The 24,860-nt window shown below is 73.9% G+C and carries 17 protein-coding genes and 1 pseudogene; 12 read left to right on the top strand and 6 right to left on the bottom strand.

What is annotated here, in order from left to right:
• The first annotated feature begins 82 nt into the window (after nucleotides 1-82).
• Both ACFQBR_RS01050 and ACFQBR_RS01045 read left to right on the top strand, forming a co-directional pair.
• The gene (locus tag ACFQBR_RS01050; protein ID WP_344180865.1) at nucleotides 83-1,342 is read left to right on the top strand and encodes a helix-hairpin-helix domain-containing protein; all 1,260 of its coding nucleotides are present in this window, start codon (nucleotides 83-85) and stop codon (nucleotides 1,340-1,342) included.
• A gap of 55 nt (nucleotides 1,343-1,397) precedes the next feature.
• A pseudogene (locus ACFQBR_RS01045) lies at nucleotides 1,398-3,737 on the top strand (ComEC/Rec2 family competence protein); the annotation flags it as partial.
• Nucleotides 3,738-3,819: 82 nt separating this feature from the next.
• On the opposite strand, the gene ACFQBR_RS01040 reads toward ACFQBR_RS01045, so the two are convergent.
• On the bottom strand, nucleotides 3,820-4,476 hold the full coding sequence (locus ACFQBR_RS01040) for a pyridoxamine 5'-phosphate oxidase family protein (protein ID WP_267945999.1): 657 nt from the start codon (nucleotides 4,474-4,476) through the stop codon (nucleotides 3,820-3,822).
• A 72-nt stretch (nucleotides 4,477-4,548) separates the two neighbouring features.
• The gene (locus tag ACFQBR_RS01035; protein WP_344180868.1) at nucleotides 4,549-5,211 is read right to left on the bottom strand and encodes a globin domain-containing protein; all 663 of its coding nucleotides are present in this window, start codon (nucleotides 5,209-5,211) and stop codon (nucleotides 4,549-4,551) included.
• Nucleotides 5,212-5,969: 758 nt separating this feature from the next.
• Here ACFQBR_RS01035 and holA point away from each other — a divergent pair.
• Nucleotides 5,970-6,932, top strand: coding sequence for a DNA polymerase III subunit delta (gene holA / locus ACFQBR_RS01030; RefSeq protein WP_267946001.1), 963 nt, complete (start codon nucleotides 5,970-5,972; stop codon nucleotides 6,930-6,932).
• Between the two features lie 34 nt (nucleotides 6,933-6,966).
• On the opposite strand, the gene ACFQBR_RS01025 is transcribed toward holA, so the two are convergent.
• Both ACFQBR_RS01025 and hflX read right to left on the bottom strand, forming a co-directional pair.
• Nucleotides 6,967-8,175 (bottom strand): amidohydrolase family protein, encoded by a 1,209-nt coding sequence (locus ACFQBR_RS01025; RefSeq protein WP_267946002.1) that lies wholly within the window; start codon nucleotides 8,173-8,175, stop codon nucleotides 6,967-6,969.
• Between the two features lie 470 nt (nucleotides 8,176-8,645).
• Nucleotides 8,646-10,190, bottom strand: a complete 1,545-nt coding sequence (gene hflX, locus ACFQBR_RS01020) for a GTPase HflX (protein ID WP_344180870.1) — start codon at nucleotides 10,188-10,190, stop codon at nucleotides 8,646-8,648.
• Between the two features lie 339 nt (nucleotides 10,191-10,529).
• On the opposite strand from hflX, the gene aceB reads away from it, so the two are divergent.
• The 6 genes from aceB to ACFQBR_RS00990 all read left to right on the top strand — a co-directional run bounded on the left by aceB (nucleotide 10,530) and on the right by ACFQBR_RS00990 (nucleotide 18,565).
• Nucleotides 10,530-12,134, top strand: a complete 1,605-nt coding sequence (gene aceB / locus ACFQBR_RS01015) for a malate synthase A (protein ID WP_344180872.1) — start codon at nucleotides 10,530-10,532, stop codon at nucleotides 12,132-12,134.
• 144 nt (nucleotides 12,135-12,278) lie between these two features.
• Complete coding sequence (locus ACFQBR_RS01010; protein WP_267946005.1) at nucleotides 12,279-13,769, top strand: FAD-linked oxidase C-terminal domain-containing protein; 1,491 nt, start codon at nucleotides 12,279-12,281, stop codon at nucleotides 13,767-13,769.
• Nucleotides 13,770-13,798: 29 nt separating this feature from the next.
• Nucleotides 13,799-15,226, top strand: coding sequence for an FAD-binding oxidoreductase (locus ACFQBR_RS01005; RefSeq protein WP_378551742.1), 1,428 nt, complete (start codon nucleotides 13,799-13,801; stop codon nucleotides 15,224-15,226).
• A gap of 39 nt (nucleotides 15,227-15,265) precedes the next feature.
• Nucleotides 15,266-16,591: a (Fe-S)-binding protein gene (locus ACFQBR_RS01000; RefSeq protein WP_344180876.1), complete on the top strand. Its 1,326-nt coding sequence runs from the start codon at nucleotides 15,266-15,268 to the stop codon at nucleotides 16,589-16,591.
• 337 nt (nucleotides 16,592-16,928) lie between these two features.
• Entirely contained in the window at nucleotides 16,929-17,507 is a 579-nt protein-coding gene (locus ACFQBR_RS00995) for an RNA polymerase sigma factor (RefSeq protein WP_344180878.1), read from the top strand.
• Nucleotides 17,474-18,565, top strand: coding sequence for a CU044_5270 family protein (locus tag ACFQBR_RS00990; protein WP_267946009.1), 1,092 nt, complete (start codon nucleotides 17,474-17,476; stop codon nucleotides 18,563-18,565). Before ACFQBR_RS00995 ends, ACFQBR_RS00990 begins: the two co-directional genes overlap by 34 nt.
• Before the next feature lie 103 nt (nucleotides 18,566-18,668).
• Here the strand turns inward: ACFQBR_RS00990 and dapF are convergent, their stop codons facing one another.
• Entirely contained in the window at nucleotides 18,669-19,496 is an 828-nt protein-coding gene (dapF, locus tag ACFQBR_RS00985; protein WP_267950476.1) for a diaminopimelate epimerase, read from the bottom strand.
• Between the two features lie 120 nt (nucleotides 19,497-19,616).
• Here dapF and miaA point away from each other — a divergent pair, with 120 nt between their 5' ends.
• From miaA to ACFQBR_RS00970, 3 genes are all read left to right on the top strand, one after another.
• On the top strand, nucleotides 19,617-20,618 hold the full coding sequence (miaA, locus tag ACFQBR_RS00980) for a tRNA (adenosine(37)-N6)-dimethylallyltransferase MiaA (protein WP_344180880.1): 1,002 nt from the start codon (nucleotides 19,617-19,619) through the stop codon (nucleotides 20,616-20,618).
• Nucleotides 20,619-20,841: 223 nt separating this feature from the next.
• Entirely contained in the window at nucleotides 20,842-21,624 is a 783-nt protein-coding gene (locus ACFQBR_RS00975) for a TetR/AcrR family transcriptional regulator (protein ID WP_344180882.1), read from the top strand.
• 19 nt (nucleotides 21,625-21,643) lie between these two features.
• Nucleotides 21,644-22,912, top strand: a complete 1,269-nt coding sequence (locus ACFQBR_RS00970) for a cytochrome P450 family protein (protein WP_344180884.1) — start codon at nucleotides 21,644-21,646, stop codon at nucleotides 22,910-22,912.
• Between the two features lie 135 nt (nucleotides 22,913-23,047).
• On the opposite strand, the gene miaB is transcribed toward ACFQBR_RS00970, so the two are convergent.
• On the bottom strand, nucleotides 23,048-24,514 hold the full coding sequence (miaB, locus tag ACFQBR_RS00965) for a tRNA (N6-isopentenyl adenosine(37)-C2)-methylthiotransferase MiaB (protein ID WP_344180893.1): 1,467 nt from the start codon (nucleotides 24,512-24,514) through the stop codon (nucleotides 23,048-23,050).
• Nucleotides 24,515-24,860 lie beyond the last annotated feature (346 nt).

The raw sequence follows: 24,860 nt of genomic DNA, 5'->3' as shown, positions 1-24,860 counted from the left end.
GGTGCCGTACCGTCCGCAGGTCCCCGGGAGGGAGGCGCCGCCCGGGCGCCGGGTTCCCCCGGGCCGGGATACGGCCCCCCGTGTGTGGCCGGAGAGGCACCACGAGGACACGGTGGCCGTGCCCCCGGCGCCGCCGGTCCCGCCCGCCTGCGGCAGGCCCGCTCCGGGCGGCGACGGCGCGGACCGGCCCGGGCCCCGGGCTGCCGTCCCCTTCGGGGAGGGGGCGGACCAAGAGGCGGGCGCCCACCGCAGGGCCGTGGTGCGCGAGCGGTACCGGGAGGAGCCGGCCCCCGGGGCGGGCACGCGCCGGGAGGGCGGGAGCGCTTCGCACGGCCCGGGGCCCGGACGGACGTCCCGGGGACCGGCGCCCCGCGCGTCGGACGGGCCCCTCCGGCGCACACCGGACGGCCCGGCGGGGGCCCCGGCGGACCGCCGGTCGCGCGACGCGCTCCGGGACGTCCCCGCCGACCATGAGGAACGCGGAGCCGGGGCACCCGGACCGGATCCGGCGGACTGCCTCCTGGACCCGGCGGGACCGTGGTCGGAGCCGGACGAGGAGCGCGGACGGCACCGGCGGGGGTCACGGCCCCCGTCCGGGTACACCGAGTTCGTCCCGGAGCCCCCGGGCGCGTTCCTGGAGCGCCTGGCGCGGCGCTGGCCGCCCCACGCGACCCTGTCCCGCCGCTCGGTGCTCGCCCTGGTCGCGGTCGGGGCCCTGGCCGTCACCGCGGTCCTGGTGCTGCACGACCGGCCCGCGACCGTGCGGGCGCCGGAGATGGTCGCCCAGGCCGCCTCCGCGCCCGCCGAGAGCGGCCCCGCGGGCGACCCCGCAGGCGGGGACGCGGGCGGGGGCGAGCCCTCAGGAGCCGTTCCCCCGGACGGGCCGGCACAGGCCGGCACGGACGCCGACCTGGTCGTGCACGTGGGCGGCGAGGTGGCCGATCCGGGCCTGTACACCCTGCCGGCCGGGTCGCGCGTCGCCGACGCCGTCGAGGAGGCGGGCGGCGCCCTGCCGGACGCCGACCTCGACCTGCTCAACCTGGCCCGTGCCCTGGTCGACGGCGAACAGGTCCTCGTGGGCGTTCCCCAGCCTCCGGTCGCCGCCGGGGCGGGAACGGCGGGCGGTGGGGCTGCGGCGGGCACGGAGGCCCTCGTCGACGTCAACCGGGCCGACGGCGCGCTGTTGGAGACCCTGCCCGGGGTGGGGCCGGTGATCGCGCGGAACATCATCGAGCACCGGGAGGCCAACGGGCCGTTCTCCAGCGTCGACGAACTGCTCGACGTGGACAGGATCGGCGAGAAGGTGCTCGCCGACCTCGCCCCCCACGCGACGGCGGGGTGAGGGCCGTGCCGGACAGCCGCTGCGCGCCCGGCCCCGGAGCGGGGGAGCCGGGAGCATGGTGACGTGGCTGGGAAGCGACGCGTACGGCCTGGGCCGGCCCTCCGACCTCCGGCTGCTCGCACCCGCCGTGGCGGCGTGGACCGCGGCCCTGGGCGCCCTCGCGGCTCCCGCGTGGGCGGCGTGGGTGTTCGGCGGCGTCGCCGGCTGTGCGGCGCTGGCGCTGTTCGCCGTCTCGCGGCCCCCGTCGGAGACCGTCGTGCTCACCGTGGCGGCGGCCCTGGTCTGCGCGGCCACCGTGGCGTCGGTGGCCGGGGTCCACGTGCACCGTGTGGCCGGGAGCGCCGCGGCGGAGGCGGCCCTGCACGGCCGGGCGGTGGAGTTCGGGGCGGTGGTGGCGGGCGATCCCGTGTCCCGGGCGGGCACGCACCGCCCGGGGCGGGCCGAGTGGGTGGTGCGCTCCCGTACCGCCTGGGTCCGGCTCGGGGACGGTCCCCGCGCCTCCCGGGCCCCGGTGGTGGTCCTCGCCTCCGGCCCGGAGTGGCGCGGCCTCCTGCCCGGCCAGTCCTTCCGGGCGAGGGGCGTCTTCCTGGAGGCGGAGGACGACCCCCTGACCGCGGCCCTGGTCCTGGTGCGCGGGCCGCCGGAGGAGGTCGCCGCCCCGGGGCGGGCCCAGGCCTTCGCCGGCCGGGTGAGGGAGGGCCTGCGCGAGGCCTCGGCAGACCTGCCCCAGCCGGAGCGCGGCCTGCTCCCGGCACTGATCGTCGGCGACGCCTCCCTGCTCCTGCCCGATACCGAGGAGGACTTCCGGGCCACCGGCATGACGCACCTCCTCACCGTCTCCGGCGCCAACCTGGCGATCCTGACCGGCTTCGTCCTGGCGGCGGCCGGGCTGCTCCGGGCCCCGCCCTGGTGCGCGGTCGCCGGCGGCGCGGTGATGATCTGGCTCTTCGTGCTGGTGTGCCGCCCGGAGCCGAGCGTGGTGCGGGCCGCCTTCATGGGTTCTCTGGGGCTGCTGGCGCTGGCGACCGGGCGTGCGCACGCCGGGCTCGGCGCCCTGAGCGCCACCGTGGTCGGGGTCCTGTTCTTCTCCCCCGGGTTGGCGGCCTCCTACGGCTTCGCCCTCTCCGTCCTGGCCACCGCGGGCATCCTGCTGCTGGTGCCCGTCTGGACGCGGGCGTGGTCGGCGCACATGCCGCCCCCGGTGGCGGAGGCGTTCGCCGTGGCCGTGGCCGCCCACGTCGCCGTCGCCCCCGTGCTGGTGGTGCTCTCGGGGGAGCTGTCGTGGGTCGCGATCCCGGCGAACGTGCTGGCCGCGCCGCTGGTCGCCGCGGTCACCGTGGCGGGTTCCGCGGTGGCGGCCCTGGCCGCGGTGTGGCCGGGCGCGGCCTCCGTGGCGGTGCACCTGCCCGCGCTGGGGGTGTCGTGGATCGCGGCGGTCGCCGGGGCCGGTGCCCGCGTCCCGTACGGGGCGCTGCCGTGGCGGGCCGACCTGGCGGGCGGGCTGTTCCTGGCGGCCGTCCTGGCGGCCGTCGTGCTGACCCGCGGGCGTGTGCGGAGGGCGGTCGCGGCGGCGCTGGCCGCCGCGCTGCTCCTCGCCCTGGCGGCGCGGTGCCTGCCCGGCGGGTGGCCGCCCCCGGGGTGGGCGCTGGTCGCGTGCGACGTGGGGCAGGGCACCGCGCTGGTGCTGTCCGTGGCTTCCGGCTCCGCGGTGGTGGCCGACACCGGCGAGCACCCGGACCTGGTGGACGACTGCCTGCGGCGCCTCGGCGTGCGCGAGGTCCCGCTGCTGCTCCTCAGCCACGACCACGCCGACCACGTGGACGGGACCCCCGGAGTGCTGCGGCACCGCAGTGTGCACTCGGCCATGGCGCCGCCGGGGTTCGGGGACACCCCCGTCGGACGGCTGCTGAGGGGGTCCGGCGTCGAACTGGCGGAGGCGGTGCCGGGACGGGCCCTGCGGGTCGGGCCGTGGCTGTTCCGGGTGCTGTGGCCCGACCCGGCGTTCGCCGGTTCGCTCAACGACACCTCGATGGTGGTGCGCGCGGACGGCACGGGGCCCTCCGTTCTGCTGACCGGCGACGTCGAGGAGGCGGCCCAGCGCCGGCTGCTGGCGGGGCCGGACGCGGAGCTGCTCGCGGTGACCGTCCTGGCCACACCGCACCACGGTGCGGGGACCCAGGAACCGGCGTTCCTGGAGGCGGCCGATCCGGTGGTGTCGGTGACCTCGGTGGGCGCGGACAACCCGTACGGGCACCCGGCGCCGTTCACGTGGGGCATCCTGGAACGGGTCGCGGAGGTCAACCTGCGCACGGACCGCGACGGCGACGTGGCGGTCCTGGGCGACGGCGCGTCCGGCTCGGGCATCGCCGTGACCCGGGGCCCCGGCCCCGGGCGCCGGGTCCCGCCGTCCCGGCCCGGGAGCGGGGCCGGGCCACGGACGCGGTCCGCCCGCCCGTCCCGCCGCTGCGGTGGGCCGCTCAGGCGTGTCGGCCGGCGACCGGGGCCCGGGGCGTGCTCCACGGCGAGGGGGTCTGCTTGGCGGCGAAGTAGTCGCCGCCCTTGCGCTGGACGTCGTCCGTGCCCCAGACCTCGTCCCTGCCGACGGTGCGCAGGTGGGGGATGTGCTTGCGGCAGTGGATGTAGGCCTCCTCGATGTGGACCATGGTCCACAGCATCGCCTTCTGCCCCGGCACCTCCGGGTGGGGGAGCCCGCGGACGTGGCCCCGCAGCTTCTCGTCCTCCAGGAGACGGGCCCGGCCGTTGACGTGCAGGCCGATCCTCTCGCGCTGGAAGTCGAGGAACATCAGTCCGATGTGCGGGTTCTCCATGATGTTCCCGGCGCTGGCGAACACCCCGTTCCCCCGGTACTCGGGGTAGACCAGGGTCTGCTCGTCGACGACGTGGACGAAACCGGGCGGCCCTGCCCGGAAGCTGGAGTCGCACTCGCCCTTGCTGTCCGAGGTGGCGATGAACAGCATCTCCTGCCGGGCGATGAACTCGCGCATCCGGGGGTTGAGCCGGTCCAGCATCTGGTCCTGGTAGAAGCGGTCGGCCCGCTCGGTCGTGCCCGTGACCGTCTGGACGTAGCGCTCGCCCTCGGTACCCGGCGTTCGGCTCTGGTCGGTCTCACTCATCACAATGGACTTTCGAGGGGACGGGGACGGGACAGGGGTGGGGATGGGGGGTTCCCGGGCGGCCGGACGCGGTCAGCGGGTCGGCTGGGAGACGCCGTACGGACCAGGTGTGTCGTAGGCGTGCCGGGCGCCGGACGGGCGCGGTGTGTCGTAGGCGTGCCGGGCGTCCGAGGGGCGCTGGTCCCCCGCGGAGGACCGCGCGCCGGACCGGTCCCGGTCCCCGGGCGGACGACGGTCGTCGCCCCGGGACGCGGCGTCCCCGGGGGAGCGGCGGGCGCCCTCCTCCCTGGAGATGGCGTCCTCCGCGCCCGCGAGCATGGTGGCGGTGATCCACTCGTAGACCAGCACCCACGCCGAGCTCATGGAGGACGACCAGGTCGGTGACACCTCGCTGACGGCGCGGACGAGGGCGCGGCCCACGAAGGGGTAGTGCTCGGGCCTGACCCCGAGCTCCCGGTAGTGCCGGCCGCCCAGTTCCCGGAGGAACTGCGCCACGTGGTCCGGCGCGTCGAGATAGCGGACGACCTCCACCAGGGCGTCGGCCATGCGTCTCTGCTGCGGCCGGATGTCGTCGGGGAACATGGCGCGGACCTCGGGCGCCATGACGAAGAGGTTCGCGTAGAAGCTCTCGGAGAGCCGCGTCGAGCCGGCGGGCAGGGACGCGCACGACTCCCGTACCGCCTCGATGACCGAGGCGTTGGGCAGAGGGACTTCGGTGATACGGCGGGGTTGCAAGGGCGGTTCCAGGTGTTCGGGTGGCGGGGGCGCGGCAGGGCGGTGGCCCACGAAGGGGGTCCGCGCGGTCGGCGCGGCCCACGGGCCTCTGGGATGCCCCGCTGCGGCCCGACCACGGTTCCGGGCGAACGCGGACCGGTCGGTGCTCACTTGTGCGGGTTGCGCGCCCCCGGGCTCGGACGGATCCGGCGGTGCGGGGGCCTCTGTGTGCCGGGGGCGCCTCAGCGCCGGCGTCGGAACGGGGGTGGTGCTCCGGAGCGGTCGACGCGCGCGCCGCCCCCGGTCTCACCGCGACGGTCCGTCGCCGGCGCCGGGGGCCGCCCGTGCGCGTGGCCCCCGGTGCGGGGGGAACCGACGCGACGGGCGTCCGACAGTATCGAGATTGCGGGATCCCTCAACGCTGCCTTGCCATTTCCGGTCTCAGGTCTCCCCTGGGAGCCGGGACAGTCCCGGAGACCATATGTCGAGGGGGGCAAAAAGGCGAATATTCGCATACCTCACCCTCTGTGCTGGTATGTGTCGTGCACTGTAACAGACGTGCCCAGAGGTCACACAGTTACCGAAGCGTACCTTCCGTCGCCATCCGACCACATATCCGCTCCGAGCCGTCCCGAACCGGGCCCACCGCACGTGGTGACCCGAGGAGACGGGAAGGACGGAGGAACGCACCGGCGCCCCGCCGACCGGCCGCGGGAACCGGGCGGGAACCGGGCGGGAACCGGGCGGGAACCGTCCCCGGCTCGTGGCATCCTCGTTGTATGCCTGCACCCGCCCCGCTCACGATCATCGTCGGCGACGAGGAGCTCCTCGTCGACCGGGCCGTCGCCGCCGTCGTCGCGGCGGTCCGCGAGAACGACCCCGGCGTGGACGTCCACGACCTGGCGCCCTCCCAGGTGACCGTGAACACGGTCGTGGAGGTCACCTCCCCCTCCCTGTTCGGCGACCGGCGGGTGGTGGTGCTGCGCTCCTCCCAGGACCTCGTCAAGGATCTGGCCGCGACCGTCACCGACTACCTGAAGGACCCGGCCGACGACGTCCACCTGGTGCTCACGCACGCGGGCGGCAACAAGGGCAAGGCACTGCTGCAGGCCGCGGTCAAGGCGGGCGCCGAACGGGTGGACTGCAAGGGGCCGACGAAGGGCCCCGAGAGGGTGGCGTTCGTCAGGGGCGAGTTCACCGCCGCCGGTCGCCAGATCACCCCGGACGCCGCCCAGGCCCTGGTGGACGCGGTGGGCACCGACCTGAGGGAGATCGCCGCGGCGTGCACGCAGCTGGTGGCCGACACCGAGGGCCGGGTGGACGGCGCGGCGGTGGCCCGCTACCACTCCGGCAAGGCGGAGGCCTCCGGGTTCAGCGTCGCGGACCGCGCGGTCGAGGGCCGGCTGCCCGAGGCGTTGGAGCAGTTGCGCTGGTCGCTGGCGGTGGGCACCGCCCCGGTGCTGATCAACAGCGCCCTGGCAGGCGCGGTGCGCGGCATCGCCGTGGCCGCGCAGCCCCCGCGCGGGATGTCCGAGGCGGATCTCGCCAAGCGCGCCAAGGTGCCGCCGTGGAAGCTGCGCACGCTGCGCCAGCAGGCCCGGGGATGGAGCGCCGCGGGCGTCACACGGGCGATGGCGGTGGTCGCCGAGACCGACGCGCTCATCAAGGGCGCCGGCCGCGACCCCGAGTACGCGCTGGAGCGCGCCGTGATCGAGATCGCCCGTGCCAGAGGGGTCCGCTGACCGGTTCCGCCCCGAGCGGTCACGGGCGCGGGCGTCAGCGGATGGTCTTGCCGCCCTGCCAGACGCGCAGGGTGTTCAGTCCCATCGACCAGGCGAACGCGCCCTCGTGGTCGGCGTCCCACTGGACCAGGTCCGCCAGGTTTCCCGGCGTCAGCATGCCCCGGTCGCGGAGCCCCAGGGAGTGGGCGCTTCCCACGGTGGCGGCGTGCAGCGCCTCGTGGACGGTCATCTCGAACATGGAGACGGCGAGGGAGATCACCAACGGCATCGACGTGGTCCCGGCCAGGCCCGGGTTGTGGTCGGTGCCCAGGCCGATCGGTACCCCGTGGTCGAGCAGGGACCGTACCGGCGGGGTGCGGCGCTCGTGCAGGGACGTGGTCGGACAGGCCACCACGGGGGTCCGCGTGGTGGCGAGTGCCAGGATGTCCCGGTCGTCGGTCTCGTGCAGGAGGTCCACCGACGAGCAGCCGAGCTCGGTGGCCATCCGCACGGCGCCGTGCCGGGGGCGGGAGCAGGCGTGCAGGGTGGTGCGCAGCCCCACCGACTGGCCGACGCCCAGCAGCAGGCGGGCGTCCTCGGTGGTGAACTGCTCGTTGTCGCAGTACACGTCCACCCCGTCAGCACCGGCCAGGGCGGCGTCGCCGAGCCACGAGGCGGCCGTGGCCACGTAGTCCTTGGGCCGTCCGAAGAACTCGGGCGGCACCCCGTGCGCGGGGAAGAAGGTCACGTGCAGGCGCGGCATCCCCGGTTCCTCCTCCAGGGAGCGCAGCAGGCGCACGTCGGCCAGTTCGCCGTCCCTGGTGAGGTGGTAGCCGGTCTTGGCCTCGACGGTGGTGCTGCCCGTCAGGACCCAGTGCCGCAGGCGTTCGCGGACCGCGTTGCACAGGGTCCAGGGGTCGGTCCCGCGGGTGATGGTGACGGTGGTGGAGACGCCGCCGCCCGCCGCGAAGATGTCGCCCTTGGAGGCGCCCTTCGCCCACATGTTGACCTCGGCGTAGCGGTCCCCCGCGTAGACCGGGTGGCAGTGGGCGTCGACCAGCCCGGGCGTGATGAGTCCGCCGCCGATGTTGACGACGTCGTCGACGTCGGTGAGGTCGTCCACCACGCCGGGGATGCGCTGGGGCAGCTCGGCGGCGGGTCCGACCCAGGCCACGCGGTCCCCGTCCATGAGGAGCGCGGCCTTGGTGAGCATCTCGTTCCCGGTCCACAGCCGACCGATGTTGCTGAGGAGTACTACCGTCATGGGGTTTTCCGCCCTCGTCGGTCAGATCCGCCGGCGCGAGTGCGGTACACGGTCGCGGGATGCACGGGCGGACATAACGACCTCGTATCTGGAACGATCCGACAGGGTCGGCAGGAGGCGGCCGTGGGGCCGCCGCGGTGCCGTGACAGCGGGAAGGAGCGTCGGCTGTCGGGGGACAGCGGGCCGCTGGCGGCCAGTGCTCCAAAACCGTAGTCCATCCGCGGACTCCGTGTACACCTCTCCCGGGGGACGAATGCGAGCGTCGCGGGGCAGAACTCGCGAGTGGACGGCGTGACGAAGGACACCGGCGCCCCGCGCCGCCGGTCCGGTCCCGGACCGTGCGCCTCGGCCCCGTCCGGCCCCGCGGGCCTGCGGCGGCCCCCGACATGCGAGGACCGGGGCGCCCCGGTCGGGGCGCCCCGGTCGCAGCCGGTGGCGGGTGCGGCCCCCGGGGGGGGACCGCGCGGTACTCAGGCCCTGCTGGGCGCGTACTCGTTGAGCTTCGCCGCGAGCAGCTCGGGGACGAAGGCGTGGATCGCCGTTCCGTCTCCGGTGTGCTCCTCGCTGATGATGCGTCCCTCCTGGTGCACCTTGGCGATGAGGTCGCCCCGCGAGTACGGGACGAGCGCGTTGACCTCGTGCGCGAGCTCGGGGAGCGCGTCGGCGAGCGCCGCGACCAGCTCGGGAACGCCCTCGCCGGTACGGGCCGAGACCTCGACCATGTTCGGGTAGCGGGTCCGCAGCACCTTGAGCACGTCCGGGTCGGCGGCGTCCACCTTGTTGACCACGATGAGCTCGGGCACCTCAGCGGCCTCGATGTCGGCGAACACCTCGTGGACTGCGCGGATCTGGCTCTCGGGGTCGGGGTGCGACCCGTCGATCACGTGCAGGATCAGGTCGGAGTCGGCGACCTCCTCCAGGGTGGAGCGGAACGCCTCCACCAGCTGGTGCGGCAGGTGCCGGACGAATCCGACGGTGTCGCTGAGGGTGAAGCCCCGGCCGTCGGGCGTGCGCGCCTGGCGGACGGTCGGGTCCAGGGTGGCGAACAGGGCGTTCTCCACCAGGACGCCGGCCCCCGTCAACCGGTTGAGCAGGCTCGACTTGCCGGCGTTGGTGTACCCGGCGATGGCCACGGACGGCACCTCGCGGGTGCGCCGGACGTCGCGCTTGACGTCGCGCGCGGTGCGCATGTGGGCGAGCTGACGGCGCAGCTTGGCCATCTTGTCGTTGATGCGCCGGCGGTCGGTCTCGATCTTGGTCTCACCGGGACCGCGCAGGCCCACGCCTCCGCCCGCGCCTCCGCCGCCGGAGCCGCCCGCCTGCCGGGACAGGGAGTCGCCCCAGCCGCGCAGTCGCGGCAGCAGGTAGCTGAGCTGTGCGAGTTCGACCTGGGCCTTGCCCTCGCTGCTGCTGGCGTGCTGGGCGAAGATGTCCAGGATCAGGGCGGTGCGGTCCACCACCTTGACCTTGACGACGTCCTCCAGCTGCCGCAGCTGGCCGGGGGTGAGCTCACCGTCGCAGATGACGGTGTCGGCGCCGGTCGCCTCGACGATGTCGCGGAGTTCGGCCGCCTTGCCCTTGCCGACGTAGGTGGCCGGGTCCGGCTTGGAGCGGCGCTGGGTGAGGCCTTCGAGGACGAGTGCCCCGGCGGTCTCGGACAGGGCCGCGAGTTCGGTGAGCGAGTTGTCGGCGTCGGTCTGGGTGCCGCTGGTCCACACGCCGATGAGGACGACGCGCTCCAGCCGCAGCGACCGGTACTCGACCTCGGTGATGTCGGTGAGTTCGGTGGAAAGCCCCTGCACGCGGCGGAGCGCGTGGCGTTCGGCGAGTTCCATCTCACCCTGGTCGGGAGCGTTCCTCGGCTCGTTCCGGCGGTCTCCGCCGTCGGCCTCGGCCCCACGGGTCGCATCGTTCCCGTCGACCCCGTCCCCGACGGTGATCGCCTCGCGGAAGACGTCCTCGCCTGCGGCCTCGTGGCCGGGCTCGGAGATTCCGCGGGTGTCAGCTGTATTCATATCCCTCCAGGTGGGTCAACGCGGCCGCCGTCCTGATTCTTCCCGTGGGCGGGCCGCGACGGGCGCCCTGTCGATGGTGGCAGGTCGCCGCCGCCGGGGCATCTGAATTATCGCAGGCCGTGCGACACGCGACATTGCGCCGTGCGGAGTCGCCCGGTGCCCCCCGGTCGATACTGGCCGAAGAAGTCCCGATCTTCCGGGCGGAAGTTTTCCGGACCTTCACGCGCCGGGAAACTTCACGATCATGTGCGCGGACCGCGGCGTTGACCGCGCGGAGGCACTGACGGTAGCGTCGTTTTCCACATACCAAAAGCTATTTTCGTATTGCGGAAGGTTTCCATGGGCGCCACGCACGGGGTCGAGATCACCGGCCCCCTCCACGACCGGTTCGACGAGATCCTCACGGATGAGGCCCTGGCCCTCGTCGCCGAACTCCACCGCACCTTCGAGGGGCGCCGCCAGGAGCTCCTCGCCGCCCGCAGGACCCGCGAGGAGCAGATCGCCGCGGGCACCGACCTCGACTTCCTCCCCGAGACCAAGCACATCCGCGAGGACGACAGCTGGCAGGTCGCCCCGCCCGCGCCCGGCATCACCGACCGCCGGGTCGAGATCACCGGCCCCACAGACCGCAAGATGACCGTCAACGCGCTCAACTCCGGCGCGAAGGTGTGGCTCGCCGACTTCGAGGACGCGAACACCCCGCTGTGGGAGAACATGATCGGCGGGCAGCTCAACCTGCGCGACGCCCTCGACCGGCAGATCGACTTCACCTCCCCGCAGGGCAAGACCTACGCCCTGAAGGAGGACGGCGAGCTCGCCACCGTCGTCGTCCGGCCGCGCGGCTGGCACCTGGACGAGAAGCACATCCTCGTCGACGGCCGCCGGACGAGCGGCGGCATCGTCGACTTCGCGCTCTACCTCTTCCACAGCGCCCGGCGGCAGATCGCCAAGGGCAAGGGGCCGTACTTCTACCTGCCCAAGATGCAGAGCCACCTCGAGGCCCGCCTCTGGAACGACATCTTCGTCCTGGCCCAGGAGCGCCTGGGGATCCCGCGCGGCACCATCCGCGCCACCTGCCTGATCGAGACCATCCCGGCCGCCTTCGAGATGGAGGAGATCCTCTACGAGCTGCGGGAGCACTCCGCGGGGCTCAACGCGGGGCGCTGGGACTACCTGTTCAGCATCATCAAGACGCACCGCACCCGCGGCCGCAGGTTCCTGCTGCCCGAGCGCAACGCCGTGACGATGACTGCCCCGTTCATGCGCGCCTACACCGAACTGCTGGTCAAGACCTGCCACAAGCGCGGCGCCCACGCCATCGGCGGCATGGCCGCGTTCATCCCGTCCCGCCGCGACGCCGAGGTGAACGAGGTCGCCTTCGCCAAGGTCCGCGACGACAAGTCCCGCGAGTCCGGCGACGGGTTCGACGGTTCGTGGGTGGCCCACCCCGACCTGGTCCCGGTCGCCATGGAGGTCTTCGACGGCGTCCTCGGCGAGCGCCCCCACCAGATCGACAAGCAGCGTCCCGAGGTCGAGGCGACCGCCGCGGACCTGCTCTCCGTCGACCGGACCCCGGGCGGCGTCACCCTCGCCGGCCTGAGCGGCAACATCAACGTCGCCCTCCAGTACCTGGCGGCCTGGATGGGCGGCAACGGCGCGGTGGCCATCCACAACCTCATGGAGGACGCCGCCACCGCCGAGATCTCCCGGTCCCAGATCTGGCAGTGGCTGCACAACGACGTCACCCTCGACGGCGGCGAGAAGGTCACCGCCGAGCTCGTCAGGCAGCTCATCGACGAGGAGCTGGCGGCCATCCGGGGGTCCCTGGGGGAGGCGTACGACGAGAACCTGTACCAGCAGGCCAAGGAGCTGTTCTCCGAGGTGGCCCTCGCCGATGAGTACGTGGACTTCCTGACGCTGCCGGCCTACGAGCGCATGCCGTAGTTCGGGCTTGATTCCATAAAACGGAAGAGACTTTCCATCGCACCCCTTGCTACGGCAGGGGGTGCGGTCGTACGTTCCCCTTGCGAGGTCGCAGCCGGGGAAGGGCTCCCGGACCCACTTCTCCGGACCGGCCCGGGAGGCGCCATGACCGAGACCGCACCCGCCACACGGACCCCGGCGGCCCTGGCCGCCCTCGTCCCCGTGCTGCGCGACATCTGCGGTGAGGACGGCGTCCTGACCGACGCCTCCCGGCGACGCACCTACGAGAGCGACGGGCTCACCCACCACAGGTCCGTCCCCGGCGTCGTCGTGCTCCCCACCACCGCCGAGCAGGTCGCCGCCGTCGTCCGGCTCTGCTCCGACCGCGGTGTCCCCTTCGTGCCGCGGGGCGCGGGCACGGGCCTCTCCGCGGGGGCGCTCCCCCACGCCGAGGGCGTCCTGGTCGTCACCTCGCGCATGCGCCGCATCATCGAGATCGACGTCGATAACGAGTGCGCGGTCGTCGAGCCGGGGGTGGCCAACCTCGACGTCACCCGCGCCGCGGCCCCCCACGGGTACTACTACGCGCCCGACCCCTCCAGCCAGCAGGTGTGCTCGGTGGGCGGCAACGTCGCCGAGAACTCCGGCGGCGCCCACTGCCTCAAGTACGGGTTCACCGTCAACCACGTGCGCGGCCTCGACATCGTCACCCCCTCCGGCGAACTCGTCAGCCTCGGCGGCCGGAGCCCCGACGCCCCCGGCTACGACCTCATCGGCGCGTTCGTCGGCTCCGAGGGCACGCTCGGCATCGCCACACGCATCACCGTCAACCTGACCCGCGCCCCGCAGAAGACCGTGACCCTGCTGTCCGCGTTCACGTCGATGGACGCGGGCGGGCGGGCGGTCAGCTCGGTGATCGCCGCCGGAGTGCTGCCCTCCGCCATGGAGATGATGGACGCGCTCGCCATCGAGGCCGCCGAGAAGGCCGTCGCCTGCGACTACCCGCAGGGTGCGGCGGCCGTGCTGGTCGTGGAGCTGGACGGCCCCGCCGCGGAGGTCGACGCCCAGCTCGCCGAGGTCGTCCGGCTGTGCGGCGAGGCGGGCTCCTTCGAGACCCGGACCGCCAGCGGCCCCGAGGAGCGCGCCCGCATCTGGAAGGGGCGCAAGTCGGCGTTCGCCGCGGTGGGGAGGATCAGCCCCGCCTACATCGTCCAGGACGGCGTCGTCCCCCGCACCGCCCTGCCCGAGGTGCTGCGCCGCATCACCGAGCTGTCGGAGTCCAGCGGCATCCGCGTCGCCAACGTCTTCCACGCCGGCGACGGCAACCTCCACCCCCTGGTGCTGTTCGACGACACCGAGCCCGGCGCGGCGGACAGGGCCGAGGAGGTCTCCGGGGCCATCCTCGACCTGTGTATCGAACACGGCGGCTCCATCACCGGGGAACACGGCGTGGGCGTGGACAAGGCGTGCAAGATGCCGCGCATGTACGGTCCCGACGACCTGGCGACGTTCGACCTGTTCCGCCGGTCCTTCGACCCGGACGGCATCGCCAATCCGGACAAGCTGCTCCCCACGCCGCGCCTGTGCGGCGAACGGCCCGGCGTGCGCAGGGGCGTGCACCCGCTCGTGGAGTCCGGGCGGGCCGACCAGTTCTGAGCGACGGCTCCGACGACGAGGGAGGACACGTGACACCCGCGGAGAAGCTGCAGGTCGAGGGCTGCGCCCTGAGGAGGGGGACCGCCGACGACGCCGTGGGGACCCTCGTCCCCGGGTACGTGGCACGGCCCGCAGACGCCGACGCCCTCGCCCGGATCATGGCCGTGTCCGGGAGGCGGGGACTCACCGTCGTCGCGCGCGGCCACGGTACCGCCATGGACTGGGGCGGGGTCCCGCGCTCCGCCGACCTGGTCGTCGACACCGGCGGCCTGTCGTGGATCGACCACATCGCGGGCGACCTCGTCGTCGAGGTCGGGGCCGGCACCCCCGTCGCCGACCTCTTCGCCGTGCTGGAGGCCGCCGGACAGCGCCTGTCCGTCGACCCCGTGCGCGAGGGCGGAACCGTCGGCGGCATGGTCGCCACAGGAGTGTCCGGCCCGCGCCGCCTGCTCACCGGCGCCCTGCGCGACCTGGTCATCGGCATGACCGTCGTGCGGGCCGACGGGGTGGTGGCCCGCAGCGGCGGCCGGGTGGTCAAGAACGTGGCAGGGTACGACCTGGCGAAACTGCACACGGGAGGCCTCGGCACCCTCGGCGTGATCGCTTCGGTGGCCTTCCGCCTGCACCCGCTGCCGCCCGCCCTGCGGGTGGTGACCATCCCCCTGGCCTCCCGCGGTCACGCGGAGCGGATCACGGCCGCCCTGCGCGCGACCACGGTCGTGCCTGCGGCGGTGGAGCTCCACTGGCCCACCCGTCTCCCTCCACCACCCTCAACCGACGCCTCCGGCGCAGCCCAACCCACCCGTCTCCCCCCACCACCCTCAACCGACGCCTCCGGCGCAGCCCAACCCACCCGTCTCCCCCCACCACCCCCGACCGACGCCGACCGCACCGCCCCGGCCCCACCGTCCCCGGCCGTCCCTCACCACGGCCCCTGTCTGCGCGTCGTGCTGGAGGGGACGCCGGAGGGGCTGGAGGCCAGGACCGCCACCGTGCTCTCGGTCCTGCGCGGGGCCGAGCCGCGGGAGGGCGCCGCGCCGCCCGGGCCACGGGTGGACCGGGAGCTGCCGGCGGGGTGGGGGCTGCTCCCCTCCGAGGGCACGGTCGTCCGGGTGTCCGTGCCTCCCGCCGAGTCGGCGGAGGCCGCCGAGGCGCTGGGCGCCCTGGCCGGCCGCGCGCACGGGACGGACGCGGTGGTCACCGGTTCGGTGCCGCGCGGCGCGCTCTTCGTCTCGTTCGCCCCGGGCGCGCCCGCGGGGGCCGTGGCGGACACGGTGGCGGGGGCCCGCTCCCGCCCCGGCTGGTCGGCCACCCTGCTGCGCGCGGAACCGCACGTCCACGCCGCCGGGGTGGACCCGTGGGGCGAGATCCCCGGCCTGCCGCTGATGCGGGCCGTCAGGGACTCCTTCGACCCCGGCCGCCGCCTGGCCCCGGGGCGCTTCGCCGACGGCGCCTGAACCGGGCGTCCGAACCTTCCAGGACCTGAGGGAGTGCACGTGACCGACCAGCCGCCGGAGGCTCCACGCGAACGGGACCAGGTGTTCGGCGACCTGTTGAACGACTGCGTCCACTGCGGGTTCTGCCTCCCCACCTGCCCCACGAACGTGCTGTGGGGACAGGAGATGGACTCACCGCGCGGACGTATCCACCTGATGACCCAGATGCACACCGAGGACGTCCTCACGGAGACGGCGGTCGGCCACTTCGACAACTGCCTGGGGTGTCTGGCCTGCGTCTCCTCGTGCCCGTCGGGGGTGGCCTACGACGCCCTCATCGAGCACACGCGGAACAGGGTGGAGAGGGAGCACGAACGGCCGCGGGGGGAGCGGGTGCTGCGGGGCGCGATCTTCTCCCTGTTCCCGTACCGGCGCAGGTTGCGCCTCATGCGCGGACCGCTGCGCGCCTACGGGGCCACCGGGGCGTCCTCCCTCGTCCGGCGCTCGGGCCTCCTGGAGCGGATCTCCCCGGCCCTGGCCGCCATGGAGCGCATCGCACCGCCGCTGTCGTCGCCCCCTCCCCCGCTCCCGCCCCTGGTGCCCGCCGTGGGGAGGGCCCGGGCCAGGGTGGGGATGCTCGTGGGGTGCGTCCAGGGCGCGTTCTTCCCCGAGGTCAACACCGCGACCGCGCGCGTGCTGGCGATGGAGGGCTGCGACGTGGTCGTCCCCCGCTCCCAGGGATGCTGCGGCGCCCTGTCCGGGCACTCCGGGCGGTCGGAGGAGTCCGCTGCCTTCGCCCGGCGCCTCGTCGAGGTGTTCGAGCGGGCGCGCGTCGACCGGGTCGTGGTCAACTCCGCCGGATGCGGCTCCAGCATGAAGCACTTCGACCGCACCCTGGCCGAGGCGGGCGCGGACGACGCGTGGGTGCGTCGCGCGCGCGACATGTCGGCGAAGGTCGTGGACCTCACCGAGTTCCTGGTGGACCTGGGCCCGCGGGCCGAGCGCCATCCCCTCCCGCTGCACACGGCGTACCACGACGCGTGCCACCTCTCCCACGGCCAGGGGATCACACAGGCGCCCCGTGCCCTCCTCGCCGGCATTCCGGGGCTGCGCGTGTCCGACCTGCCGGACAAGGAGGTCTGCTGCGGTTCGGCGGGCGTCTACAACCTGCTCAAGCCCGACGCCGCACGGGAACTCGGCGACCGCAAGGGCCGGGACGTGGCCTCCACCGGCGCCGACGCGCTGGTGTCGGGCAACCCCGGGTGCGCGCTCCAGATCGCGTCGGCGATGGAGCGCGCGGGGAGGCGGGTCGCGGTGACCCACACCGCGCGCGTCCTCGACGCGTCGCTGCGCGGTCTCACCGTCGACCAGCTGCTGGGGCGCTGACCCGGGGCGTGCCCCGTCCACAGGTCCGGGACGGGGCTGTCCCCGACCGGTGAACAGGTGCTTTCCTTGAATCAGGGGGACCCCACCCCCGGCGGCTCCGGCGTGCCCGCGCCCCACCCCACCCCCGGGGCCGCCCCTCCCGGCCCTACCGCCTCCGCCCCGACACCTCCGCACCGGCCCCACCGAGCCCGCCCGCTCCCGGCCTCCGCCCCGCCGCACCCCGGCGACCATCCCACCCCATGTGCCCCACATCACACCCGTTCGCGCGATTTCTCCCCCTCCCCCTCGAACAACGACCGCCCGGGCGACACAAGAGGGTGACAGAGAGGAGTTGCCGATGGTGACGAGCCACGACGGCGACCCGCCCGGGCACGCGGAGTTCAACGCGGTGTTCGAGAGGCACTACGACGCGGTGTACAACTACGCACGCCGCAGGGTCGGCCCCGACCTGGCCGACGACGTCGCCTCCGAGGCGTTCGTCGTCGCCTGGCGGCGGCGCGACAGGGTACCCGCGGACAGGGAGCTCCCCTGGCTGTACGCCTGTGCCCGCCGCATCACCCTCGCCACGCTGCGGGAGGTCCGCGGGCGCGGCGAGGTCCCCACTCCCCCGGAACAGCTCTGGCGGGACTCACCGGACGACACGGAGCGAGTCATCCGGCGCCAGTCGGCGCTCACCGCGCTGGCCGGGCTCTCCGACACCGACCGCGAGCTCGTGATGCTCGTGACCTGGGAGGGGCTGAGCAGCCGCGAGGCGGCCCGGGTGGTGGGCTGCGCCCCCGTGACCGCGCGGGGCCGCCTCCACCGCGCCCGCCGACGGCTCCAGGCCCTCATGGACGACACCGCCCGACCCGCTTCCGACACCCCTGACAGAGAGGAGGCGTCGTGGACGACGTCACCGCGCTTCGCGCGCTCCTGAACGACAGCGACCCCCGTGCCGGGGCGACCGCTTCCTTCCCCGACCGCCAACGCGCACGCACGAAGGCCATCGCCATGCTCGACGCCGCACCCGCCCGACGCCCCCTGTGGCGCCGGATCCCCGTCCTCGCCGGAGCCGCGACCCTGGTCGCCGCCACCACCGCCGCCGCCCTGGTGGTCGGCGCCGCGGGCGGGGGCCCCGCGGGCATCCCCTCCGCGTACGCTGCGCCACCGGACCCGATCGAGGTCACCGGGGGCGCGCCCGAACCCGGCGCGGAGCGGCTCCTCGACCTCGCCGACACGGCCGCGGAGGGCGACGACGCACCCGGCGACGGCGATGTCGCCCATGTCTCCTCGACCGGACAGGAGCTGCTGACCGTCACCAGCTTCGCCGGGGAGGAGCCCAGCGAGGACGACCTGCACAGCGTCGGCTTCATCCCCTACGACTGGCAGTACTGGCAGGGCCCCGGCGGCGACATGCGCGAGATCAGCACCGCCGGAGAGGCCGAGGACACCCGGGGGGACGTCGAGGAGCACCGGGAGTTCCTCGACGACCGGTCGGACGACTTCGAGAGCACCATGGACGAGAGCCTCGTCCTCCCGAGGGACCTGCCCACCGACGCGGACATCCTGGCGCAAACCCTCCTGGAGTGGGGGAATGACGACGTCCCGGCCGACAGTCCCGAGGCGGACGGAGCCCTCGTCAACGCCCTGAACCACCTCTACGAGAACCGCCCGCTGGACGCCGACGAGCGGGCCGCCGCCCTGCGCGTGCTCTCCGGGTTCGACGGCGTCGAGTACGCGGGCAGCACCCAGGACCCCCTCGCACGCGACGGCGAGCTGTTCCAGATCAGGATCGACGAGGGCTCGCAGACCAACGAGTACCGGTACGTCTTCGACTCCGAGAGCGGTGCGCTCCTCTACCGGGACGTCACCCTGCTCGAGGAGGAGCCCGGCGAGTCCTCCCTCGCGCAGCACGGCCTCGAACTCCCCGTGACCGTCTCCTACCGGACCTTCGTGTGGTCCGGCTGGGTCAACGGAATCGGGGACCGTCCCTGACCCGGGGCGGGGTACGGGCTCCCTGAGGGGTCGCCCGCGAACCAGGCGGTGCCCGGTCCGGCGCGCGGACCGGGCACCGCCGTGCCGCGGGGCGGCGCGGTCCTCAGGAGAGGAGGGAGGTCTCGCCCTCCGCCACGATGGCGGCCGGGCCGCTCATCCTCGCGCCGTCGGAGTCCAGGAACACGGTGCACTCCCCGCCGAGGACCCTCACACGCCAGGTGGCGCCCTCGCCGGCAGGGGTGGCGGCGGCGGCCGCGGCGACGATCCCGGTGCCGCAGGAGCGGGTCTCGCCCGAGCCGCGCTCGAAGACGCGCATGTCGAGGACACCGGGCTCGACCTCGGTGTACACCTCCACGTTGGCGCCCTCGGGGAAGGCCTCGCGGTCCAGCAGGGGCGGCTCGGTCAGGTCCACGTCCGCGACGGGGCCGGGCACCTCACAGGCCAGGTGGGGGTTGCCCACCGAGATCTGGGCGCCGTGCACCACCTGCCGGGCGAGCTTCGCCGAGGACGTGCCCTGCCTCTCGACCCGGCCCATGTCGACGGTGACGTCGCCCTCGGAGCCGACCCGGACCTCCTTGGCGCCGTCCCTGGTGCCCACCTCGAAGACGTCGCCGTCGACCAGGCCGGCGTGCACCAGGTAGCGGGCGAACACCCGCACGCCGTTGCCGCACATCTCCGCGACGCTCCCGTCGGAGTTGCGGTAGTCCATGAACCACTCGGCGCGTTCCGCGGTGCGCGCGGACGGCGCGAGCGCCTCGCCCAGGGCGCGTGTGCGCACCACGCGCAGGATGCCGTCGCCGCCGATGCCCGCGCGGCGGTCGCACAGCAGGCGGACGGCCTCCTCCGTGAGTTCGAGCTCCCCGTCGGGGTCGGGGAGGATCACGAAGTCGTTCTCTGTTCCGTGGCCCTTGGCGAATCGCATGCCGACCATCCTAGGCGTGGTCACGGCCTGTCCCCGACCGCCCGCCCGGGCCCCTGCGCCCGGGCGGCGGCGGGAGCCCCGGCGCCCGGGACCGGCCGGGGCAGGCCGCGAACTGACTACGCTGGAAGGATGATCAAGGTGATCGCGGTTGTCGGCCCGACCGCTGTGGGCAAGTCCGATCTCGCCGTCGAGGTGGCCCTGCGACTCGAAGAGCGCACGGGACGCCGGGGCGAGGTCATCAACGCCGACTCCATGCAGCTCTACCGCGGCATGGACATCGGTACCGCCAAGCTCGGCGAGGCCGACAGACGCGGGGTCCCCCACCACCTGCTGGACGTGTGGGAGGTCAGCGAGCCCGCGGACGTGGCCAGTTACCAGGACATGGCCCGTGAGCGCGTGGAGGACTGCGCCGACAGGGACGTCATCCCCGTCCTCGTGGGCGGGTCCGGGCTCTACGTCCGCGCCGTCCTGGACCACCTGGAGTTCCCCGGCACGGACCCCGGCGTGCGGGCCCGCCTGGAGGCGGAGCTCGGCGACGTGGGCCCGGGGGTGCTCCACGCCCGGCTGGCGGAGGCCGATCCGGCGGCGGCGCGCACCATCCTGCCCGGGAACGGGCGGCGGATCGTGCGGGCCCTGGAGGTCATCGAGCTGACCGGGCGGCCGTTCACCGCGAACCTGCCGGACCACACGTCCTTCTACCCGTGCACGCAGATCGGCCTGTCCTCCCCCCGCCCCTCGCTGGACGAGCGCATCGACGCCCGTGTGGAGCGCATGTGGGACCAGGGCCTGCTGGACGAGGTCCGTGTCCTGGACGGGCTGGGACTGCGCGAGGGACGTACGGCGTCCCGCGCCCTCGGGTACGCCCAGGCCCTGGCCCAGCTCGACGGCGAGATGTCCGAGGAGGAGGCGAAGGCGGCCACCGCCCAGGCGACCCGGCGCTTCGCCCGCCGCCAGGAGTCGTGGTTCCGCCGCGACCCCCGGGTCCGCTGGCTGCCCCACGACGCCCCCGACCTGGTCGAGCGTGCGCTGTCCCAGGTGGAGACGGCCCTGTCCGGTTCTCCGGAGGAGCCCGGTGAGGCCCTGGTGGACGTGGCGACGCTGGTCCCGCACGGGCAGCGCTCCCCCGGGTAGCGCCTCCCGCTCCCTTCGGCCGTTCCGGGGGCCGGGCCCGGCCGGGCCCGGCCCCCGGTGTCGTGCACCCCTTGTCCCCGGGGACTCCTTCGCCTATCTTGACCATGTGACCAGTTTTCAAATCTGGTCACAGAGTCAGAGAGGAGGGGTGGGGATATGGTCGTCGCGTCAACACGCGTGGTCAAACCGCATCCCGTCCGTCCCCGACTCGCAGGAGCACATCGTGAGCCCGTCGACCGACACGCCCCCGGGCGCCTCCACCCTCCCCTCCCCGGCCGCAGACGCGGCCGCGGCCGAACGGGAACTGAGGGCCGACCGCATCCTGGACGCCGCGGAGGAGCTGCTGGTGGCCTGGGGGCGCCGCAAGATCACCGTCGAGGACGTCGCCAGGAGGGCGAAGGTCGGCAAGGGCACCGTCTACCTCCACTTCGCCACCAAGGAGACGCTGCTGCTCGCGGTGGTCATGCGGGCCCAGCTCGGCCTGATGCGGCAGGTCCTGGAGGTCGTGGGCAGGTCGCCGGACAACGTGCGGCCCAGCGAGGTCGCCCGCTCCCTGTACCTGAACCACCTCGACTCACCGCTGATGCGGGCCGTCCTCACCGGGGGCACCGAGTCCCTGGGGGCCCTCTCACGGGACGCGGCCGCCCTCGTCGGGGGGACGGTCCGCGAGCGCCAGAGGGCCATGAGGGCCTACTGGGACGCGCTGCGCGACCTCGGGCTCCTGCGCCCGGACCCGCCCGTGGACGACCAGCTGTACGCCTACAACGCGCTCGTCCTCGGCCACCTGGTCACCCCGCCCGTCCTGGAGGAGCAGGGGATGCACGTGCCCGACCACGGCACGCGCGCCGACCTCATGGCACAGAGCGTCCGACTGCTCCTGGAGCAGGACGCACCACCGGAGAACACGCGCAAGGCCCAGGTCAGGGCCCTGGAGATCTTCTCCGCCCTGGACAGGAGCATGCACGCGGAGATCGCACGGCTGAAGCAGACACCAGGCACCACCTGACACCTCCCGAGGAGGGCCCATGACAGCCAACCCCCCGTCCGCCCGAGACGACCTCATCGACCTGCGCGCACCCGGGTTCGCCACCGACCCCTTCCCGGTGATCGAGCGGGTCCGAGCGGCGGGCGGGTCGGCGCCGGCCCTGTTCGTCGACACGATGGAGGCCACGCTCTTCGTGGACGACGAGGACGTGCGCACCATCCTGGGCGACCGGCGGTTCGTCCTCGACCCCGCCAACGTCGCCGGGGAGGTCACCGCCAGGCGCTCCGACGCCCTCACCGGGCTGGGCATCAGCCCCGACCTGGTCACCTATCTGACCGAGTCCCTCCTCGACAAGGACGCCGAGGACCACACCCGGCTGCGCAAGCTCGTCTCGCGCACGTTCACCGTGCGGCGCGTCAACGCGATGCGCCCCGCCGTCCAGGAGATCGCCGACGAGCTGATCGCGCGGCTCCCGGAGCTCGCCGACGGCGACGGGGTCGTGGACCTCATGCCGCACTTCGCCTACCCGCTGCCCATCGCGGTCATCTGCGACCTGGTCGGGGTCCCCGTGGAGGAGCGCCCCGCCTGGCGGTCCTGGAGCGAGCGGCTGTCCGCCTTCGACCCGGGCCGGCCCGAACTCATGAACAGCGCCCTCGGGGAGATGGTCGAGCACATCAGGGGGATGCTGGCCGCCCGGCGCGCCGAGCCGACCGACGACCTGCTCGGCGCCCTGGTCCGGGCACGCGACGAGGACGGCGGACGCCTCAGCGAGAGCGAGCTGATCACACTGGTGTTCACTCTGGTCATCGCCGGCCACGAGACGACCGCGCACCTGCTCGGCAACGGCGTCCGCGCCCTGCTCGGGCACCCGGACCAGTGGGGGATGCTCCGCGAGGACCCGGGGCTGCTGCCCTCGGCCGTGCACGAGATGCTCCGCTACGGCGGCACCGCGGTGATCGCCAAGGCGAGGTACGCCGTCGAGGACGTCGAACTGCGCTCCGGCCGCGTGGCCGCCGGGGCGCGGGCGATCGCGGTCATCGGCGGCGCCAACCGCGACCCGCGGGTCCACCCGGAGCCCCAGAGGTTCGACATCACACGCCACCACGGCAGGCCGGGGGAGGCGCACGTCGGGTTCGGGCACGGCGTCCACTACTGCCTGGGCGCCGCCCTGGCCCGCCAGGAGGGGGAGATCGGCGTCGGTGCGCTGGTCTCCGCCCATCCGGACCTGTCCCTGGTTCCCGGGCGCGGCCCCCGGCCGGGGGCCGTCCCCGGCGCCCTGCGCCTGGACAGCCTCCCGGTCCGGCTCTGAGGCCGGTCCCGGCCCCGCGCCACGGGACGGCGGGACCGGGGCCCGGGAACGGCGACGCCCCCCTGCGCCACGGCGCAGGGGGGCGTGCGTGTTCGTCCCGGGCTCGCACGTCCGGGGCCCTTCCGGTCGGACGACTCAGGCGTCGCAGCACCCGCCGACGGCGGCGGGCTGCTGGGCCGGGGCCCCGATCCCGGGCATGCCCAGCAGGACGTCCGGCTTGGCGTCCGCGGCCGGGCGGCCGTTGCGGGCCGCCCAGGCGTCGCCCGAACGGGTGCGGCGCAGTCCGCGGATCCCCGAGTCGGACACCAGGTGGTGCGGTGCGGCGTAGGTGACCTCGACGGTCACCACGTCGCCGGGGCGCGGCTCCTCGCCGTCGCCCACCGCGAAGTGGACCAGGCGGTTGTCCGGGGCGCGACCGGACAGGCGGCGGTGCTCGCCGTCCTTCTTGCCCTCGCCCTCGGAGACCAGCAGGTCGACCTCCCGGCCGACGAGCTTCTTGTTCTCCTCCCAGGAGATCCCGTCCTGGAGCTCCACCAGCCGCTGGTAGCGGTCCTTGACCACGTCCGGCGGCACCTGGCCGTCCATGGTGGCCGCCGGGGTTCCCGGGCGCTTGGAGTACTGGAAGGTGTACGCCATGGAGAAGCGGGCCTCGCGGACCACGTGGAGGGTCTCCTGGAAGTCCTCCTCCGTCTCCCCGGGGAAGCCCACGATGATGTCCGTGGTGATCGCGGCGTGCGGCATGGCGGCGCGCACCTTCTCCACGATGCCGAGGAAGCGCTCCTGGCGGTAGGAGCGGCGCATGTCCTTGAGGACCTTGCTGGACCCGGACTGCAGCGGCATGTGGAGCTGCGGCATGACGTTGGGCGTCTCGGCCATGGCCTCGATGACGTCGTCGGTGAAGTCCTTCGGGTGCGGGGAGGTGAAGCGCACGCGCTCCAGCCCCTCGATCCCGCCGCAGGCGCGCAGCAGCTTGGAGAAGGCCTGCCGGTCGCCGAAGCCGCTGCCGTAGGCGTTGACGTTCTGGCCGAGCAGGGTGATCTCGCTGACGCCCTCGGCGACCAGGGCGCGCACCTCGGCGAGCACGTCGCCGGGGCGGCGGTCCTGCTCCTTGCCCCGCAGCGCGGGCACGATGCAGAAGGTGCAGGTGTTGTTGCAGCCGACGGAGATCGACACCCACGCCGCGTACGCGGACTCACGGCGGCTGGGAAGCGTGGACGGGAAGTGCTCCAGGGACTCGGCGATCTCCACCTGCGCCTCGCGCTGGACGCGGGCGCGCTCCAGCAGCGTGGGCAGGGAGCCGATGTTGTGGGTGCCGAAGACGACGTCGACCCAGGGCGCGCGGCGCACGATCTCGCCGCGGTCCTTCTGGGCGAGGCAGCCGCCGACGGCGATCTGCATCCCCGGGTTGGCATCCTTGACCGGGCGCAGGTGCCCGAGGTTGCCGTAGAGGCGGTTGTCGGCGTTCTCCCTGACCGCACAGGTGTTGAACACGACGATGTCTGCGGTGGTGTCCTCGGCTGCGCGCGCGTACCCAGCGTCCTCCAGCAGACCGGAGAGGCGCTCGGAGTCGTGGACGTTCATCTGGCAGCCGTAGGTCCGCACTTGGTAGGTACGACTCTGGCTCACGGGACCAGGCTATCCGGTGCGGCGCACCGCCCGGGGACGGCCGCGGTCCCCGGCCGCCCCGTCCGGGCGCGCAACGCGGCCCGTCCTCCGGGGCGCGTCGGCGCGTCGCGTTATCGACCCGGTTCCGCGACGTTTTCCGGGCGGCCGATAGTCGAGACGCCGAATCTGAAACGCCACCGGACAAACACCCAGCGTGGCGATATCAAACCGAACAACGTTCACTGGTAACGTTTCCAGTCGTGAGTCTGTAACAAGTGCGCCACCGTGAATTCGGGCGGCGTTTTCAGGGTGACAGTGCTCGTCGAACCCACTAAGTTCCCCA

Source organism: Nocardiopsis tropica (assembly GCF_042660575.1).
GTDB classification, from domain to species: Bacteria; Actinomycetota; Actinomycetes; order Streptosporangiales; family Streptosporangiaceae; genus Nocardiopsis; species Nocardiopsis tropica.
Note: the sequence above shows the minus strand (reverse complement) of the source record. Positions and strands in the feature narration are given on the sequence as shown.